Origin of the sequence: Pseudoalteromonas sp. S3431 (assembly GCF_000690035.1) — a bacterium.
GTDB classification, from domain to species: Bacteria; Pseudomonadota; Gammaproteobacteria; order Enterobacterales; family Alteromonadaceae; genus Pseudoalteromonas; species Pseudoalteromonas fuliginea.
The window spans coordinates 1-16905 of the sequence record NZ_JJNY01000055.1 but is presented as its reverse complement, the minus strand read 5'-3'; the positions used below and the strand labels follow the sequence as shown (position 1 = coordinate 16905).

General features: G+C 37.5%; 15 protein-coding genes and 1 tRNA gene. 11 read left to right on the top strand and 5 right to left on the bottom strand.

Annotated features, from left to right (window positions below; genetic code table 11):
• Positions 1 to 73: 73 nt before the first annotated feature.
• Together DO88_RS05535 and DO88_RS05540 are read left to right on the top strand one after the other, a co-directional pair.
• Positions 74 to 1228, top strand: coding sequence for a serine hydrolase domain-containing protein (locus tag DO88_RS05535; RefSeq protein ID WP_033040126.1), 1155 nt, complete (start codon positions 74 to 76; stop codon positions 1226 to 1228).
• Positions 1225 to 1728 carry a SixA phosphatase family protein gene (locus DO88_RS05540; RefSeq protein ID WP_033040124.1) on the top strand — a complete coding sequence of 168 codons (504 nt, stop codon included), beginning with the start codon at positions 1225 to 1227 and terminating at the stop codon, positions 1726 to 1728. Before DO88_RS05535 ends, DO88_RS05540 begins: the two co-directional genes overlap by 4 nt.
• 78 nt (positions 1729 to 1806) lie before the next feature.
• Here the strand turns inward: DO88_RS05540 and yhbY are convergent, their stop codons facing one another.
• Positions 1807 to 2103: a ribosome assembly RNA-binding protein YhbY gene (gene yhbY, locus DO88_RS05545; protein WP_007377785.1), complete on the bottom strand. Its 297-nt coding sequence runs from the start codon at positions 2101 to 2103 to the stop codon at positions 1807 to 1809.
• Positions 2104 to 2191: 88 nt separating this feature from the next.
• Here yhbY and rlmE point away from each other — a divergent pair, with 88 nt between their 5' ends.
• From rlmE to DO88_RS05585, 8 genes are all read left to right on the top strand, one after another.
• The gene (gene rlmE / locus DO88_RS05550) at positions 2192 to 2821 is read left to right on the top strand and encodes a 23S rRNA (uridine(2552)-2'-O)-methyltransferase RlmE (RefSeq protein ID WP_007377784.1); all 630 of its coding nucleotides are present in this window, start codon (positions 2192 to 2194) and stop codon (positions 2819 to 2821) included.
• A 66-nt stretch (positions 2822 to 2887) separates the two neighbouring features.
• Entirely contained in the window at positions 2888 to 4831 is a 1944-nt protein-coding gene (gene ftsH / locus DO88_RS05555; RefSeq protein ID WP_033015932.1) for an ATP-dependent zinc metalloprotease FtsH, read from the top strand.
• A 235-nt stretch (positions 4832 to 5066) separates the two neighbouring features.
• The gene (gene folP / locus DO88_RS05560; protein WP_033028581.1) at positions 5067 to 5912 is read left to right on the top strand and encodes a dihydropteroate synthase; all 846 of its coding nucleotides are present in this window, start codon (positions 5067 to 5069) and stop codon (positions 5910 to 5912) included.
• Complete coding sequence (gene glmM, locus DO88_RS05565) at positions 5912 to 7252, top strand: phosphoglucosamine mutase (protein WP_007377781.1); 1341 nt, start codon at positions 5912 to 5914, stop codon at positions 7250 to 7252. The genes folP and glmM overlap by 1 nt, the downstream gene beginning before the upstream one ends.
• Positions 7253 to 7333: 81 nt before the next feature.
• The gene (tpiA, locus tag DO88_RS05570) at positions 7334 to 8083 is read left to right on the top strand and encodes a triose-phosphate isomerase (RefSeq protein ID WP_033040122.1); all 750 of its coding nucleotides are present in this window, start codon (positions 7334 to 7336) and stop codon (positions 8081 to 8083) included.
• Position 8084: 1 nt separating this feature from the next.
• Positions 8085 to 8438, top strand: a complete 354-nt coding sequence (secG, locus tag DO88_RS05575) for a preprotein translocase subunit SecG (protein ID WP_007377779.1) — start codon at positions 8085 to 8087, stop codon at positions 8436 to 8438.
• 79 nt (positions 8439 to 8517) lie between these two features.
• Positions 8518 to 8602, top strand: a tRNA-Leu gene (locus tag DO88_RS05580).
• Positions 8603 to 8810: 208 nt separating this feature from the next.
• On the top strand, positions 8811 to 10436 hold the full coding sequence (locus DO88_RS05585) for a methyl-accepting chemotaxis protein (RefSeq protein WP_033023762.1): 1626 nt from the start codon (positions 8811 to 8813) through the stop codon (positions 10434 to 10436).
• Between the two features lie 82 nt (positions 10437 to 10518).
• Here the strand turns inward: DO88_RS05585 and DO88_RS05590 are convergent, their stop codons facing one another.
• The 4 genes from DO88_RS05590 to DO88_RS05605 all read right to left on the bottom strand — a co-directional run bounded on the left by DO88_RS05590 (position 10519) and on the right by DO88_RS05605 (position 14015).
• Positions 10519 to 10926: a hypothetical protein gene (locus DO88_RS05590; protein ID WP_007377777.1), complete on the bottom strand. Its 408-nt coding sequence runs from the start codon at positions 10924 to 10926 to the stop codon at positions 10519 to 10521.
• A 12-nt stretch (positions 10927 to 10938) separates the two neighbouring features.
• Positions 10939 to 12084, bottom strand: coding sequence for a porin (locus DO88_RS05595; RefSeq protein ID WP_008136002.1), 1146 nt, complete (start codon positions 12082 to 12084; stop codon positions 10939 to 10941).
• 383 nt (positions 12085 to 12467) lie between these two features.
• Entirely contained in the window at positions 12468 to 12875 is a 408-nt protein-coding gene (locus DO88_RS05600; protein WP_033015656.1) for a phosphate ABC transporter substrate-binding protein, read from the bottom strand.
• Positions 12876 to 12887: 12 nt separating this feature from the next.
• The gene (locus DO88_RS05605; RefSeq protein ID WP_008136003.1) at positions 12888 to 14015 is read right to left on the bottom strand and encodes a porin; all 1128 of its coding nucleotides are present in this window, start codon (positions 14013 to 14015) and stop codon (positions 12888 to 12890) included.
• A gap of 572 nt (positions 14016 to 14587) precedes the next feature.
• On the opposite strand from DO88_RS05605, the gene DO88_RS05610 reads away from it, so the two are divergent.
• Entirely contained in the window at positions 14588 to 16810 is a 2223-nt protein-coding gene (locus DO88_RS05610; RefSeq protein ID WP_033040120.1) for a TonB-dependent receptor, read from the top strand.
• Positions 16811 to 16905: the final 95 nt, after the last annotated feature.

The window sequence follows — 16905 nt, the reverse complement described above, 5'->3', positions numbered from 1 at the left end:
GTACGTTAGTCCAAACAAAACTTCATGATATTATGTACCTAGATGTAGTTTAAAAAGATAAAAATTATAAAAAATGAAGTACCTCCCTTCTGTATTGTATAGCCTTTTAGCGCTGTGTTTATTGCTTAGCTCCATAGATGTCGTAGCAAAAACGGATCCCGGTTGGGATTCATTTGTAAAAAAGTACGGTCGCTATGCCGAAAAGAAACTAAAGAGTAAAGGTATTCCCGGTGCGGCATTATCGATAGTTAATATTCAAAATAGTGACTACATTCATCCGATAGGAGCTACCAAAGCACGTAATGGGCAAAGTGTTGATGCTCATACTCGTTTTAGATTGGCATCTGTGTCTAAAACCTTTGCAGGTTCGTTAGCTGCAAAGCTAGCCTCTGACGGTGTATTAAGGTTAGATGAACTAATAAGTAATTATATTCCAGAGTTCAAAAACACAGTGTATGAAGATGATTTAAAAGTATTTCACCTTTTAAGTCACTCAAGTGGTTTAGTACCAAATGCATACGATAACTTAATTGAGTCGCGTATGCGCTACCCCGATATTGTTGAAAAGCTACTTAGCGTTAAGCCAATTTGTGAACCCGGACAATGCTACGGTTATCAAAATGTAATGTTTAGCTTAATTGACGATGTGATTTTTCATGCTACAAATAAAAATTATTCCCAATGGTTAAGTAAAGCTGTTTTTTTACCTCTGAAAATGGCAGATGCCAGTTTAGGTTATGACGGTATGGTAAAAGATAAAAATTTTGCACTCCCTCACGTGCGTGGTAAAAAGCGTTGGTATACTGCTAAACTTAAAAAAAATTACTATAAAGTAGGGCCCGCAGCAGGTGTTAATGCCAGTGCAAGTGATATGGCTATTTGGTTAAAAGCGCAACTAGGACAATACCCTGATGTTCTATCGCTAGATGCGTTAGCAAAACAAACACGTCCTTATACACATACAAAAAAAGAACTGTATCGCAGGGTGTGGAAAAAGCATCTTAATGAAGCATATTACGGCTTAGGCTGGCGTGTTTATAACTACGCGGAAGAAACGCTTTATTATCATAGCGGGTGGGTGCAAGGCTATAGGAGTGATGTGGTTGTATTTCCTCACTTAAATATTGGTTTTAGCTTAATAGTTAATGCTGAAACTGGCGTAATCAATGAACTAACGACTGAATTCATCGACAGACTATTAGAATACAAACGAGGTAAAAAAATATGAATAATAAAATAATATTAGCAATCATTTTTTTAGTTATGTTATTTAATTGTAGTTTGACATTTGCAACACCGGATGAAATATATTTGTTTCGTCATAGCGAAAAATTAGCGGGTAAAAATCCAGCGCTCTCAGAGGCGGGAAAGGCACGTGCAAATAATTTAGTTACTTTTTTTAAAGAATATCAAAAGATACATATTTTCAGCAGCAACTATAAACGTACGTTACAAACAGCAGCTCCTTTGCAGGCATATTTTAATATCGACGTAAATGTGTATAACGCAGGTGAGCTAAGTGATTTAAAAAATGAGTTACTAAAACTAAAAGGTGTAGTTGTTGTTATTGGGCACAGTAATACAACACCGCAATTAGCCGAGCTACTTTCGAATGAAAAAGTGCCAGCAATGAGTGAAACACAATTTACTCAGTACTTTATATTAAATAAGAAGCCCAGTAGTACTGGCAGTGAATATGATGTAACCCATCATAAAATGAGTTTTTAATTTAAAACGTAAAATAACAAAAAACCAGCATTAAGCTGGTTTTTTCATTAAACACACTAGGTTACTTAAAATAGTAATTTAGTTACGTGGTAAATGTATTTTTCTCTCAGCACTTTGAAGATAAAGTACAATAGTGTGACCAATTGTTTGTAACTTAGTCGCACCAGTTTCACGTACGATAGCTTCAAAAATAAGAGCTTTAGTTTCACGATCGTCAGTCGGCGCTTTCACTTTAATCAATTCGTGAATTTCTAACGCACTTTTAATTTCCATTACTACGCCTTCGGTTAAACCGTTAGAACCTAGTAAAACTACTGGCTTGAGGCTATGTGCCTGACCTTTTAAAAACTGCTTTTGTTTATTTGATAATGTCATGTTTATACAAATTTTGCTGAATATGGCTTGAATTAAGGGTATTCTACCGCCATCTAAAGAATATTACTAATTAGTTGCGTGTTAATTTATGACAAATAAAAAACAGTCAGCCAGTTCACAGCGATGGCTGAAAGAACATTTTGATGATAAATATGTTCAAGAAGCGCAAAAAAAAGGCTGGCGTTCTAGAGCGGTTTTTAAATTAGATGAAGTTCAGAACAGAGATAAAATACTGCGTCCGGGTATGACAGTGGTAGATTTAGGGGCCGCGCCGGGTAGTTGGTCACAGTATTTAGCCGAAAAAGTGGGTGATAAAGGTCAAGTAATAGCATGTGATATTTTACCGATGGATTCCCTTGCAGGTGTAGACTTCTTACAAGGTGACTTTCGTGAGGAGGCTGTATTAAATGCATTATTAAAACGCATTGATGGGAAAAATGTTGATGTGGTATTCTCTGACATGGCACCAAATATGAGTGGTAATAATTCAGTTGATCAAGCTGGTAGTATGTATTTAGTAGAGCTTGCATTAGATATGTGTAGCCAAGTACTAAAGAAAAATGGTGCATTTATTGTTAAAGTGTTTCAAGGTGAAGGCTTTGATCAATACTTACAAGACGTACGTAATAGTTTTAAAGTAGTGAAGATACGTAAACCTGATGCCTCGCGTGCCCGTTCTCGGGAAGTATATATAGTAGCGACTGGATACAAACTGTAGTACAGTTGCTTGGCGTTTAGTTGAATTTAAATTAATTGGATACAAGAGGTTAACCCCTTGAGCGATATGGCGAAAAATTTAATACTATGGCTGGTCATTGCAGTTGTGCTGATGTCAGTCTTTCAGAGCTTTAATGGTGGCGATCAAGTTGATCGTCAGACAAGCTATAGTCAATTTGTTAAAGACGCCCGAAATGGCTCTATACAAGAAGTGGCAATTGAAAGTACCAGTGGGACAATTACAGGTACTAAAACCAGTGGCGAACGTTTTCAAACGATTATGCCTATTTATGACAAAGATATTTTAAATGACTTATTAAAAAGTAATGTGAATGTGAAGGGTGTAAAACCTGAAGAACAGTCATTTTTAGCAAGTATATTTATTTCTTGGTTCCCAATGATACTGCTTATTGGTGTATGGATATTCTTCATGCGTCAGATGCAAGGCGGTGGCGGTAAAGGCGCTATGTCATTTGGTAAGAGTAAAGCGCGTTTAATGAGCGAAGATCAAATTAAAACAACGTTTGCAGATGTTGCTGGTTGTGATGAAGCGAAAGAAGATGTTACCGAATTGGTAGACTTTTTACGTGACCCTTCTAAGTTTCAAAAACTTGGCGGTAGTATTCCTAAAGGCGTACTAATGGTTGGTCCTCCTGGTACTGGTAAAACGTTACTTGCAAAGGCTGTTGCGGGTGAAGCGAAAGTACCGTTTTTTACAATTTCTGGTTCAGATTTTGTTGAAATGTTTGTAGGTGTTGGTGCATCACGTGTACGTGACATGTTTGAGCAAGCTAAAAAAGCAGCGCCTTGTATTATCTTTATAGATGAGATTGATGCTGTTGGTCGTAAACGTGGTGCTGGTATGGGCGGCGGTAACGACGAACGTGAGCAAACACTTAACCAAATGCTAGTAGAAATGGATGGCTTTGGTGGTAACGAAGGTATTATCGTTATTGCAGCAACTAACCGACCAGATGTATTAGACCCAGCATTACTTCGTCCAGGTCGTTTTGACCGTCAAGTAGAAGTAGGTTTACCTGATATTCGTGGTCGTGAGCAAATACTTAAAGTACACATGCGTAAAGTGCCATTAGGCGATAACGTTGAAGCGGCACTTATTGCACGTGGTACACCTGGTTTTTCTGGCGCTGATTTAGCGAACTTAGTAAACGAAGCTGCACTTTATGCTGCACGTGGTAATAAACGTGTTGTAAGTATGGCTGAATTTGACGCTGCTAAAGATAAAATCATGATGGGTGCAGAACGCAAAACCATGGTGATGAGCGAGCAAGAAAAAGCAATGACTGCGTATCATGAAGCAGGTCACGCAATTGTGGGCCGTATGGTGCCAGAACATGATCCAGTTTACAAAGTATCTATTATTCCACGTGGCCGTGCGCTAGGTGTAACAATGTACTTGCCTGAACAAGACCGTGTTAGTCATTCAAAAGAGCTTTTAGAATCAATGATTTCTAGCCTTTACGGTGGTCGAATTGCTGAAGCGCTTATTTATGGTGCTGATAAAGTAACAACAGGTGCGAGTAATGATATTGAACGAGCTACAGATATTGCTCGTAAAATGGTTACACACTGGGGTTTAAGTGAAAAGCTAGGTCCGTTACTTTATGCTGAAGATCAAAATGAAATGTATATGGGTGGCGGCGGCAGTCGTGCATCTAGCATGTCAGACGACACAGCAAAGATAATTGATGCAGAGGTTCGATTACTTTCAGATCGTAACTATCAACGAGCAGAAGAAATATTAAAAGAAAACATTGATATTCTTCACTCAATGAAAGATGCCCTGATGAAGTATGAAACTATTGATGCTAAGCAAATTGATGATTTAATGGCGCGCCAACCAGTGCGTGAACCGCGTGATGCACATGACCGCCATGAAGCAAAACCGGTAAAAGCTGAAGAATCTCAAGAGCCAGTTAGCGATGAAAGTCAAAAATCGGATGATTCATCGAAAAAAGATGAAACAAACCTTGATGATAAAGCTGAATAATCGTTAAAATAGCGAATGAAAGCCCCGTACTTCGGGGCTTTTTTGTATCAGTTATTTATACCAATTTTATTGATAGATGTTCATTCTAGCGAATTAAATAACTCACTAACTTCGCTGAGAAATTATTTATATAGAATAACTATATATCATAATTCCGCCTTGTAATTAAGCTATTTACTTATCGCTATAATAGATCATTAATTTAATTTTATTGGAAAAAGAATAAAGGTTGGCAATGACTAACATATTAAAGCTTCCCAGAGGACGTACGCTTAATATTGAAAAGCCCGTTATTATGGGAATATTAAATGTAACGCCGGATTCATTTTCTGATGGTGGGCAGTTTTTAGACCCAACAATAGCACTGAAACGTGCAATGCAGTTACTGGATGATGGTGCGAAAATTGTAGACATAGGCGGAGAATCTACCCGCCCCGGCGCGCCAGATGTGAGTTTGAAAGATGAACTTGCCCGCGTAATTCCCGCTATTAAAGCAATACGTGAGCACAGTGATTGCGTTATTTCAATTGATACCAGTAAAGCGCAAGTAATGGAACAAGCAATACTCGCAGGGGCTGATATAGTCAACGATGTAAGAGCTTTGCAAGAATTAGATGCGTTAGAAACGGTTGCGCACTATGAAGATGTAGCAATTTGTTTAATGCATATGCAAGGGCAACCTCGCAGTATGCAATGTGCACCTCATTATGATGATTTGTTTGCAGATATAAATATGTTTTTTAGTCAACGTATTAAAGCCTGTGAAACAGCCGGGATTAAGTTTGAACGACTTATCCTAGATCCCGGTTTTGGATTTGGAAAAACGCTTAACCATAACTATCAAATATTGGCTAAGTTTAATGATTTTAATAAATTGGGTTTGCCATTATTGGCTGGTTTATCTCGTAAATCGATGATAGGTAATTTATTAAATAGAGAAACAAGTGAGCGATTGGCAGGTAGCTTAGCAGGTGCGCTAATCGCGGCGCAAAATGGCGCAAAAATTATTCGCGTACATGACGTAAAAGAAACCGCAGACGTGCTTAGTGTATTACGAGCCTGCGAACAAGGAATACAATAATGAAAGAAAGAAAATATTTTGGCACTGATGGAGTGCGTGGATTAGTTGGTACAGCACCTATTAACCCAGAGTTTGCTATGAAATTAGGTTGGGCTGCAGGGCGTGTTTTATCTCTGGGTGGCACTAAAAAAGTAATTATTGGTAAAGATACACGTATCTCAGGTTATATGCTTGAAACAGCACTTGAAGCTGGGTTAATTGCCGCAGGTATTGACGTCGTGTTACTTGGCCCTATGCCAACGCCTGCTGTTGCCTATTTAGCGCAAACGTTTCGTGCGGAAGCGGGAATTGTAATTAGTGCATCACACAACCCTTATTACGATAATGGTATTAAGTTTTTTAACGGACAAGGCCTAAAGCTAGCTGATTCCGTAGAGCTTCAAATAGAAGCGATGCTTGATGAGCCAATGACTTGCGTTGCATCTGATAAATTAGGTAAAGCATCTCGTTTAGTCAGTGCAGATGGTCGTTACATAGAATTTTGTAAAAGTCAGTTTCCACAAGGTTTGTCATTAGAGGGTCTCAAAGTCGTCGTTGATTGTGCTAATGGTGCTACATATCATATTGCTCCTTCTGTTATGCGCGAACTTGGTGCTGAAGTAATTACCCATGCGTGTGAGCCAAATGGCGTAAACATAAATCATGAATGTGGTGCTACACACGTAGATACACTTAAACGTAAAGTACTTGAATTTAAAGCAGACGTAGGTATTGCTTATGATGGTGATGGTGATCGCGTTATGATGGTTGATCATAATGGCCGTGTATTTGATGGTGATGATCTAGTTTATATAATTGCGTGTCAAGCAGCCCAAGAAGATAACTTAGGTGGTGGCGTAGTTGGGACTGTTATGTCTAACATGGGTCTTGAAAATGCTTTAAAAGCCAAAGGAATTGAGTTCGCACGTAGTAAAGTAGGCGATCGCTACGTTATGGAATTACTGCAACAGAAGGGTTGGAAAATTGGTGGGGAAAGCTCGGGCCATGTTCTAAATCTAGATTTGATAAGTACCGGAGATGGTATTATTTCAAGCCTACAAGTATTGGCTGCAATGGTTGCACAAAACCGTACTCTACAAGACTTAGGTGCAGGCTTTACTAAATACCCAATGAAAATGATTAACGTACGTTATACACCGGGAACTGATCCAACGAGTACAACAGAGGTCCTTGCAGCTGTTGCCGAAGTAGAGAAAAGCTTAGGCGATAAAGGGCGCGTTTTACTTCGTAAATCAGGTACTGAGCCTGTTGTGCGTGTTATGGTTGAAGCAGAACAAGAAAAAATAGTACTCGATAGTGCGCAAAAAATTGCGACAGTTGTCGAATCTATGAGCAAATAAACTGATTGATAACAATAACCTCTTGTAACTTTGGGCGAGAAAAGTTAATATCTCGCCCGCTTTCTAATGTGGAGTGGAAAAATGGCAATACGCAAGCCAATGGTCGCAGGCAACTGGAAAATGAACGGTTCGTTAGAGCTAATTAAAGAAATGTCTGGTGCCATCAACAATGTTAAATCAAAAGAGATAGACATTGTCTTATTTCCCCCTTTCCCATTAGTATCATCAATGGTTTTAACCGGAGTCTGTACAGGAGCGCAAACTGTTTCTGAAAACGAACCAGGCGCCTTTACCGGTGAAGTTGATGCGAAACTTATTAAAGATTTAGGCGCGAAGTACGTGCTAGTAGGTCATTCAGAACGACGTAGTATTTATAATGAAAGTAATACTAAGGTCGCTGAAAAATTTGCTCGAGCTCAAAATGTTGGTCTCATTCCAATCTTATGTGTGGGTGAAAGTGAAACAGAGCAAGAAAATGGTAAAACTGAGCTTGTCGTTTCTACACAAATTGATGCAATAATTAATAAATTAGGTGTAGCGGCACTAAAAGATTCTGTGGTAGCATACGAACCCGTTTGGGCCATCGGCACAGGTAAAACTGCATCGCCAGAACAGGCACAAAACGTTCACAAATTTATCCGTGATAAAATTGCTTCATTAGATGGCAATTTAGCACAAGGGCTTACCATCTTATATGGTGGTAGCGTTAATGAAAAAAATAGCGAATTATTATTTGCACAAACAGATATAGACGGTGGCCTAATTGGTGGTGCTAGTCTAAAAGCAGATTCATTTATTGCAATTTGTAAAAGTGCAGAAGGAACCGTATAAGATGTACGAAATTTTATTAGTAGTTTATTTAGTTGTTGCCTTGGCATTAGTTGGTATGGTTTTAATCCAACAAGGTAAAGGCGCAGATATGGGCTCTTCATTTGGTGCCGGTGCATCTGCTACTGTTTTTGGATCGTCAGGTGCTGGTAATTTCATGACGAAAACAACGACAAGTTTGGCAACTGTATTTTTTGTTTTAAGCATTGTTTTAGGTAATCTTACTGCGGGTCAAATTAAAAAGACTGACGAATGGGAAAATCTAGAAGCAGCGCCTGCAGTTGAAACAGTGTCTCCTGTAGAAGAGGATGTTCCTGTAACATCTACGAAAGAGAAAAGCTCTGACGTACCAAATTAATTTAACTTAAATAAATGTTAGACGATTTATATTCCTCATTTAAATCATTAAGTTTAACACTTAAGCGAAAGCTTGAAATGCGGATGTGGTGGAATTGGTAGACACGCCACCTTGAGGGGGTGGTGCTTTAGGGCGTGGGGGTTCAAGTCCCCCCATCCGCACCAAATTTAATAAACCAGTAACAGCAATGTTACTGGTTTTTTTTTAATAAAAATAATTTCGATTGTTTTTTAAACTATTTAAGCTTGTTTTTACATTATTTCTTATTAATTCGCGAAAAATCACAAAAAAACTAGAAATATTACAAATATAGTTAACACTTATGGTTATTAAGCCGATAATAGTTATAGACAATAAAATAAGGTAATCAATATGGCCGCAGGCTTCTCTTTTCAAAATCTAAGCATAACTAAAAAAATACATGCAATAACATGTATTGCAGTTTTGGCTTTTTTAGCGATCGTTCTGATCAATTATTTTGCAATGAATGATAATAGGATATCACTTAATGAAATGGAGAGCTCTACATACAAGGTTGTTAAGCTTACTTCAGAAAATGTTAGTACTTTAGAAAAGTTAGATGAGCTTTATACTCAAGCTGTCACATTCGGTGAGCAAGACCTTGTTGTTAAAGCAAGTGACACTTATAAATTATTAGAAACGAATATTAATTTAATTGAACAGATAAATGAATCCTATATAAACAGTGAGACAAAAAAGCAGTTAGCTAATTATGAAGAGATTTCTTCGATTATTGCCAATGGGATGGTTAGTGGCACTGCTGATTTTAGTAAAATTCAACAGCAAGCTCAGTTAAAAACATCTCTTTATAACGAGGTCTTAAGTAATTTTAAAAGTGCGCAACAAAAAGCAGACAATCGTTTTTTTGAACTTGTTACTAGTACCAAAGATCGTTCTGACTATGCATTAACTTTAATGCTAGTCGTATCCGTCGTATCGTTAATATTACTATTATTTATGGCCGTCTGGATTGCCAGAGGAATTGGCTCGTCAGCTAGTGATGCTGCAAATAACTTAAGCTTATTAGCAAGCGGTAAAGGCTCTCTTAGTACACAATTAAAAGTAAGCTCTGAAGATGAAATAGGGCAAGTATCAATTAACTTTAATGCGTTTATTACTCTGCTTAGAGAAACTGTACTTGAGGTTATTGCCGTGTGCGAACCTTTGATGGAAAATTCTACGCGACTTGTTCAGGGGATGGAGCAAGCTGAGCGTGCCACAACGAAACAAACTACCGATGCTGAAATTGTTAAGCAATCAATGGAAGAAATGAAGCAAAGCGTTGGTGATATCTCTCAATCAGCCGCTAGTGCTTCCCATGCAGCTGAAACAGCAGAAAAAGAGGTCGAACAAAGCAGAACTCAAGTACAGATGTCAGTAACTGCATCTCGCACGCTTAGTAATGAAATAAACCAAGCTGCTACTACAATAAATAAACTGGCGGATGATACAAAAAATGTATCACAAATATTGAATGTAATTACTTCTATTGCAGATCAAACTAATTTACTTGCACTTAACGCCGCCATTGAGGCAGCTCGTGCTGGTGAGCATGGCCGTGGTTTTGCTGTTGTAGCTGATGAAGTTCGAGAATTAGCATCTCGTACAGCACATTCGACCAATGAAATACGCGAGTTATTAGGTGCATTAACAACGGCTGCTAATGAATCTGTGACAGCGATGACTTCGGCAAGAGACATGGCTACTGATAATGCGACCGCAGCAGAAAAAACAGGGATTTCTATTGAAAAAATTGCAGAGCAAATGCTCGAAATAAATGGAATGAACTCTCAAATAGCTGCTGCTACGGAAGAACAAACCTCTGTAGCTGCAATGGTAGTAGAAAACGTATCGAATATGCACGTATCGTTTGAGGATACCATGGACTCATTATTGGCAGCACGTGATGTTGCTAAAAACCTTCATTACCTATCAGATAACTTATTAGATGCAACAGCTAAATTTAGAATAGAGTAGTAATACTTTTAAGTAACTATATTTATTAAAACTAAAAAAACCACAATTAAAAATAATTGTGGTTTTTTTATTCATCAGTAAATTAAAATTTACCAACTACCTTTACGCTATCATTGACCTTTGCACTATCAACATAACCTATTGCGTCGTTGTTTGCTGCAACAAAGTCGAGTACTGCTTGATCATTATCTAGCTTTTCAGGAGGGGTTCCTTTACCTGTAAATACCAGCTTTGACCAATAGGCATTGAGCTGACTACTCGATTTACCAACAACCTTATCATTAAACTCATCGGCAACACTATTGCCATTTTGGTTTACTGGATTCACTTTCGCACCATTATCAAATGATTTACTTTTACCTAAATAAATCTTTTTGATTGTATCTGCATCAAGGTTACTAGTATTACTCGCATTTACGATAACAGCTACCTCAGCAGAGGCGCTGATTGAGCATAATGTTAGTGCACTGGCTAAAATTAACTTCTTCATGGTTTGCTCCAATTAAAATACTAGGTCTATGCCTACAGCAATAACATCAGTTTCTGTATCTGTTATGTCATCTTCAAATCGACTAAAATCTATTTTAAATGCAGCAGAAGGGTGGAAGTCGTATCGAGCACCAATAGTGTAAACATTACTTTGTGCACGAACACCTTCTAAAGCGCCATTCACTGCGGCATTAAGACTTGGAATCGCTTGAATTTTATCAAAACGAGAAGAATCATGTTTATCGTCATTGTCTTCATAGGTGAAATGAATAATAACGTCATCTAATCTGTAACCTACTGATGCATAATATTGAGATTGCTCAGCTAAAATACTGTTCTCAACTTCAAGCTGTGTGTATTCTGCATCAAACAAAATGTCGTTGTAGTCAATTGAAAAACCTAAACCAATGAATGTGCTATTATCTTCATCAATAGCTATATCATCCGCTAGGCTAGTCAAATTACTTGCTCTAAGTATATCTTCCAGGCCGTTCAATGCTGCGCCTGTTGAGTCATTTGAATCAAGCTCAAAAGAGGTTTCAGCAACTAAGTAAGCTGCACGAAGGCTTAACCAATCGCGTGACATTGTCCAGTTTATACCTGCAAAATTGTTTAACTCGGCTTTATCGTTAGCACTTACAGCATCAATTTCACCATCAAAACCACCGTAAATAACCTGTAGGGTTGAATCCCAATCACCTAATTGAGTGTTGTGTAGTAGACTTAAGCCTTCATAAGTTGAAAATGGAATATTGTAAACAGATTGTGGAGGCCTAACCCATCTATAGGCATAGCCTACATCAATAAAGTCAGAATAACGGTAAAAAGGAACTCGCATTTTACCTGCGCTTAACTGCAACTCATCTGAAAACTCATAAGTAACATATGCCCACTCAAACTCCGCGTCGAAATCATTATCACCACGGGCTACAATTTGAGCTGTTGCGCTTAACTTATCTTGCAAATCCGCAGATAACTGCAGCGCAAATACACTTTCGTTTTTAAACGAAATGTTGTCGTCATACCCATATAATGTGCTATCACTATCTAGGCTTTTCCCGCCAACAATTGATGCAAATCCATTTATTCGTACTTCAGCACTTGTATAACTTGATACTAAAGCTGCACATACCGCTACTGCTACAGATAGCTTTTTCATATGTATTTCCTGTTTAATTTAAATGTTGATTTCATTTTCATTATAGGTACTTATTTAAAATATATCTAATAAATAGAGACGTTTATATTATTATATAAAATATAAGCGCTTCTTTTTAAAGGTGATAATAATAATTATACGAATTGTTGTTATTTGTTATATTAATAATGTGACTCCCGACACAGGATAAGTATTGACGATTAATATTGTTGGGATTATTGAGGTTTTAATTAGTTGAAAATGGAAGGTCATTCAATGACAAAAAAAATTGTAACTTAGCAGGCTAAGTTACAATTTTTGTATTTTTTGTTAATTCATATTTTAAATATGTGTATTGCTAACGCTGTTTTATATCGGATAAGCACTTAACAATAAGGTTAGTCTCAAAACTTTCCAACGACCTTGACTTTATCATTTACTTTCCCACTTTCGACATAACCTATAGCATCACCATTTGCTGCTACAAAATCTAGCACTGCTTGGTCGTTATCTAATTTTACAGGGGGAGTTCCTTTGCCTGTAAATATAAGTTTCGACCAGTATGCATTAAGTTGGTTACTCGATTTTCCAACAACTTTATCATTAAATTCGTCGGCTATTGCATTGTCATTTTGATTTACAGGATTGACCTTTGTTCCATTGTCAAATGACTTACTTTTTCCTAAGTAGATCTTTTTGATTGTGTCCGCATCAATATTACTTGCGTTGCTCGGATTAATAATAACGGCTACTTCTGCAAAGGTGCTGATTGAGCACAATGAAAATACGCCAGCTAAAATAATTTTTTTCATCATTTGCTCCAATTAAAATACTAAATCAACGCCGACAGCAACAACATCAGTTTCAGTGTCTGTTATGTTATTTTCATATCGGCTGAAGTCAATTTTAAAGGCTGCTGAAGGATGAAAATCATAACGAACACCTATTGTATAGACATTATCTTGGGCATTGAATGCATCAAAAGAGCCATTAATTGCAGCGTTTAGTGCAGGGATCTCTGGTATTTGATCATAGCTTGATGAGTCATTAGCATCATCATTATCTTCATAAGTAAAATGAACAATTATTTCATCCATTCGATAACCGATAGATGCATAGTATTGTGTTTCTTCTGGTAGTAGGCTGTCACCTGGGTTTAACTTAGTGTATTCAGCATCAAAAAGCACATCATTATAATCTATAGAAAAGCCTAAAGCGTAAAACCGTGCATCTTCTTCATCTATATCTAAACTTTTTGCTTGCTCGACAAGACCATTTTCGTTCAATGTCGCTAATAAGCCATATAGTGAGCTATCGGTTGATAGCTCTGTAGATGACTCTGCCTGTAAATATGCTACTCGCGCACTAAACCAGTCTCGTGTTACAGACCAGTTAATACCAGTAAAATCATTTAATATAGTTTTAGAAGCAGAGCCGTTGAGGTTTCCATCATACGATCCATAAATAAGTTGTAATGAAGAGTCCCAATCACCCATTTGAGTATCATATAGCAAGCTTAATCCTTCATATGTTGAAAAAGCAATGCTATATACTGATTGTGGGGGACGTACCCATCTATATGCATAGCCTACATCTAAAAAATCAGAGTACTTATAAAATGGAGCTCGCATTTTACCTGCGCTTATTTGTATTTCATCGTTTAATTGATATGTTAAATAAGCCCATTCAAAATCGGCATCAAAATCATTGTCACCACGAGCAACAATCTGTGCAGTGGCTGTTAATTTCTCTTGTAAATCCGCTGATAATTGTAATGCAAAAACACTTTCATTTTTAAATGATATGTCGTCGTCATAACCATAAATAGTTTGCTCACTATCTAGACTTTTTCCGCCTATAATTGATGCAAAGCCATTAATTCTTACTTCGGCATTTACATAGTTTGTTGCAATCGCGCAACAAACCGCTACTGCTACTGATAGCTTATTCATGTATGTTTCCTACTTGTTGTTTAAATGTTAATTCACTTTAATTGTAGTAGCATAAAAACAATTTATCTAATTAACAGAATGATTTTGTTGTTTAACTTTATCATTTTACGAGATTAAGTCAGAAGGCTATAAATGTATAATGAAATTCTTTGATAAGTTTTATGTAGATAAACCCGAGCTGTGGTTGCGTTAATTAATTTGAGAACTGGATAATAAATCTATCTCGAATAGTTATTTTCAGCGCTAACTACGTTGAATTTACTTGCAGTAGGCAAGCTATTGACGCGTAAATTCGCCTTGTTTTTATTGAGAATATCGGGCTAAACAAAATAAATTTAAATATCACCATGATTCACTATATTAGTAAATCTCTTAACCAGAGTTCAGGTTAAGTAACAACATAAGTCGCTTTTATAGATGTTTTATGAAAAATTTATACATTTCTTTACAATTCTGCCATATAATACCCCTCCAGAGGAAAGATGCTATTTAGCGTCTTTTTTTATGCCTGAAATTTATATTATCAAAATATAAACGCATAACTAATCATACGGTATCCTTTGGAGAATATTTTGAAACTACGCAACCTCTCACAGCTAAGCATAGCAATTCTTGCTGCACTGACGACCTCAATACATGCTGAAGAAGCTAAAACAACAGCAAAACAAGATGCATTTGAAAAAATCGAAGTAACAGCGCGTAAACGTACAGAGAGTCTGTTCGAATCTCCAACCGCTATCACATCAATTGGTGCCAACTTAATTGATAAAGCCAATATGAGTAACCTTGAAGATATTGGAAAATATGTACCAAACCTTAATATTACTCGCTATGGCGTAGGTAATGCGGCTCATGCTTCAGTGTTTATTCGTGGCATTGGTTTGCAAGATCACATTATTACTACTGATCCTGGAGTCGGTGTTTATCTTGATGGTGTTTATTTAGGCCGTCAAATGGGCTCTAACTTATCATTACCAAATGTTGAGCGTGTTGAGGTACTTCGTGGTCCACAAGGTACTTTATATGGCCGTAATACATTAGGTGGTGCAGTAAATGTAATTACAAAACAACCCGGTGATGAAGGTATTATTACAACGACAGCAAAAGTTGGTAGCCGTGGGCGAATTGCTGGTGATGTGTATTTTAATAACGCGCTTTCTGATGATGTGAGTATGTCTGCCAGTGCATCGTACAAAACACGTGATGGTGTGGGCGAAGCTGTTAACTTAACGAATCCAGAAAAAGAAATAGGCGAAGAAGAAGAGTTTAGCGGTCGTATTGCACTTAAGTGGCAAGCTAATTCAGATTTAGCATTTACTTTTTCTTTAGATGGTGTTGATAATGAATCTGGCCAGTCGCCTTATACAATTGAGTTGACAGAACCCCTCGATCCAAATGATGTTTTTAATGGTGATTTCCCATTATTAACTCAAGATTTAATTCCATCAGACCCTGATGATCTAGGCACAACGGTTGCTGGTATTGAATCTACGTCTTACTCAGGTTGGGGTACATCGTTTACCGCTGATTGGGCAATTAACGATACTTATACTGCTAAATTCATTTCAAGCTACCGTACATCTGAGTATGAAGGTGGCCTAGATGATGATGCATCACCTTTAAACTTATCTGAATTCCCTGAAGAGGGCGGTGCAGATCAGTACTCTTTTGAAGTTCAGCTAAACGCCACATTCGATAATATGGACTTTGTATCGGGTCTTTACTTTTTTAATGAAGATGGCTTTACACGTTCAGGTCCGTTTGTTTTTAGCCCATTTAATACACCTAATGGTTTATTAAATGATGGTGTAACGGAATCGTTTGGTGGTTACGGCGACTTTGAAATTAACCAAGAAACTAACTCATATGCCGCGTACATCAATGCCAGCTACGATTTAACTGACGATTTAACGCTTGGTGGTGGTCTTCGCTATTCACAAGATGAAAAAGATGCAAATGCTATATTCCCATCATTCCCAACTCGTAAATATGTCAGTGCAGATTTTGATGCAGTTACGTGGGATATAAATGCTTCTTATCAGCTTAGCAATAATATGAATGTCTATGGGCAAGTTCAAAAAGGCTATCAAACAGGTGGTTTCCCACCGCGCCCATTTGGCGGGCCAGACCAGTTTGTATCGTTTGATGAAACAAAAGCGATTAACTACGAAATAGGCTTAAAGGGTCAAGTACACGAAAATGTGTCTATGATGCTTGCGGTATTTGTGACTGATTACACCGATTTAGCATTACCGTTCTCTGACCCTACTTCAGGTGGTGGGTTTGTGACTATTGTCGAAAATGCTGGTCAATCTAAAGCGCAAGGTATTGAGCTTGAAACAACAGTGGCTATTACTGATGATTTTACAATTAGAAGTGCGGTAGGCTACTTAGACTCTGAAATTACCGAAGTATCAGAAGGGGTTCAAGGTATTGGTAAAGGTGATTCACCAGCACTGACACCTCGCTGGACTGTAATGATTGCACCATCTTACTTTATGGATTTAAGTAATGGCGGAACGTTAGCACTTAATGCTAATTATTCATTTAGAAGTGATATGCAAGGTCAATCTGTTTTTAACAAAAGTGAAACGATTGATTCTCGAGAATTGGTTGGCTTTAATGTTTCGTACACGAATCCATATGGCGATATGGAAGTAACGTTATACGGCGAGAATGTTCTAAATGAAGTTTATGATGTAGGTCGCTTACAACAATCAGGTTTTGTTGGTGTAATGCGCAGTAATGACCGCAGCGAGTTTGGTTTGAAATTCAAAAAAGATTTTGAGCTATAATTAGTCAGTATTAACAAATATTGAAAACAAAAAAGGAAAGCCGAGGCTTTCCTTTTTTATTATTGAAGGTAAAATGTACTAGCTCAGACTTGATC

Bases quoted from the DNA above. Each gene is read 5' to 3' on its own strand.
- DO88_RS05535 (WP_033040126.1), top strand. From the start codon at position 74: ATGAAGTACCTCCCTTCTGTATTGTATAGCCTTTTAGCGCTGTGTTTA.
- DO88_RS05540 (WP_033040124.1), top strand. From the start codon at position 1,225: ATGAATAATAAAATAATATTAGCAATCATTTTTTTAGTTATGTTATTT.
- yhbY (WP_007377785.1), bottom strand. From the start codon at position 2,103: ATGACATTATCAAATAAACAAAAGCAGTTTTTAAAAGGTCAGGCACAT.
- rlmE (WP_007377784.1), top strand. From the start codon at position 2,192: ATGACAAATAAAAAACAGTCAGCCAGTTCACAGCGATGGCTGAAAGAA.
- ftsH (WP_033015932.1), top strand. From the start codon at position 2,888: ATGGCGAAAAATTTAATACTATGGCTGGTCATTGCAGTTGTGCTGATG.
- folP (WP_033028581.1), top strand. From the start codon at position 5,067: ATGACTAACATATTAAAGCTTCCCAGAGGACGTACGCTTAATATTGAA.
- glmM (WP_007377781.1), top strand. From the start codon at position 5,912: ATGAAAGAAAGAAAATATTTTGGCACTGATGGAGTGCGTGGATTAGTT.
- tpiA (WP_033040122.1), top strand. From the start codon at position 7,334: ATGGCAATACGCAAGCCAATGGTCGCAGGCAACTGGAAAATGAACGGT.
- secG (WP_007377779.1), top strand. From the start codon at position 8,085: ATGTACGAAATTTTATTAGTAGTTTATTTAGTTGTTGCCTTGGCATTA.
- DO88_RS05585 (WP_033023762.1), top strand. From the start codon at position 8,811: ATGGCCGCAGGCTTCTCTTTTCAAAATCTAAGCATAACTAAAAAAATA.
- DO88_RS05590 (WP_007377777.1), bottom strand. From the start codon at position 10,926: ATGAAGAAGTTAATTTTAGCCAGTGCACTAACATTATGCTCAATCAGC.
- DO88_RS05595 (WP_008136002.1), bottom strand. From the start codon at position 12,084: ATGAAAAAGCTATCTGTAGCAGTAGCGGTATGTGCAGCTTTAGTATCA.
- DO88_RS05600 (WP_033015656.1), bottom strand. From the start codon at position 12,875: ATGAAAAAAATTATTTTAGCTGGCGTATTTTCATTGTGCTCAATCAGC.
- DO88_RS05605 (WP_008136003.1), bottom strand. From the start codon at position 14,015: ATGAATAAGCTATCAGTAGCAGTAGCGGTTTGTTGCGCGATTGCAACA.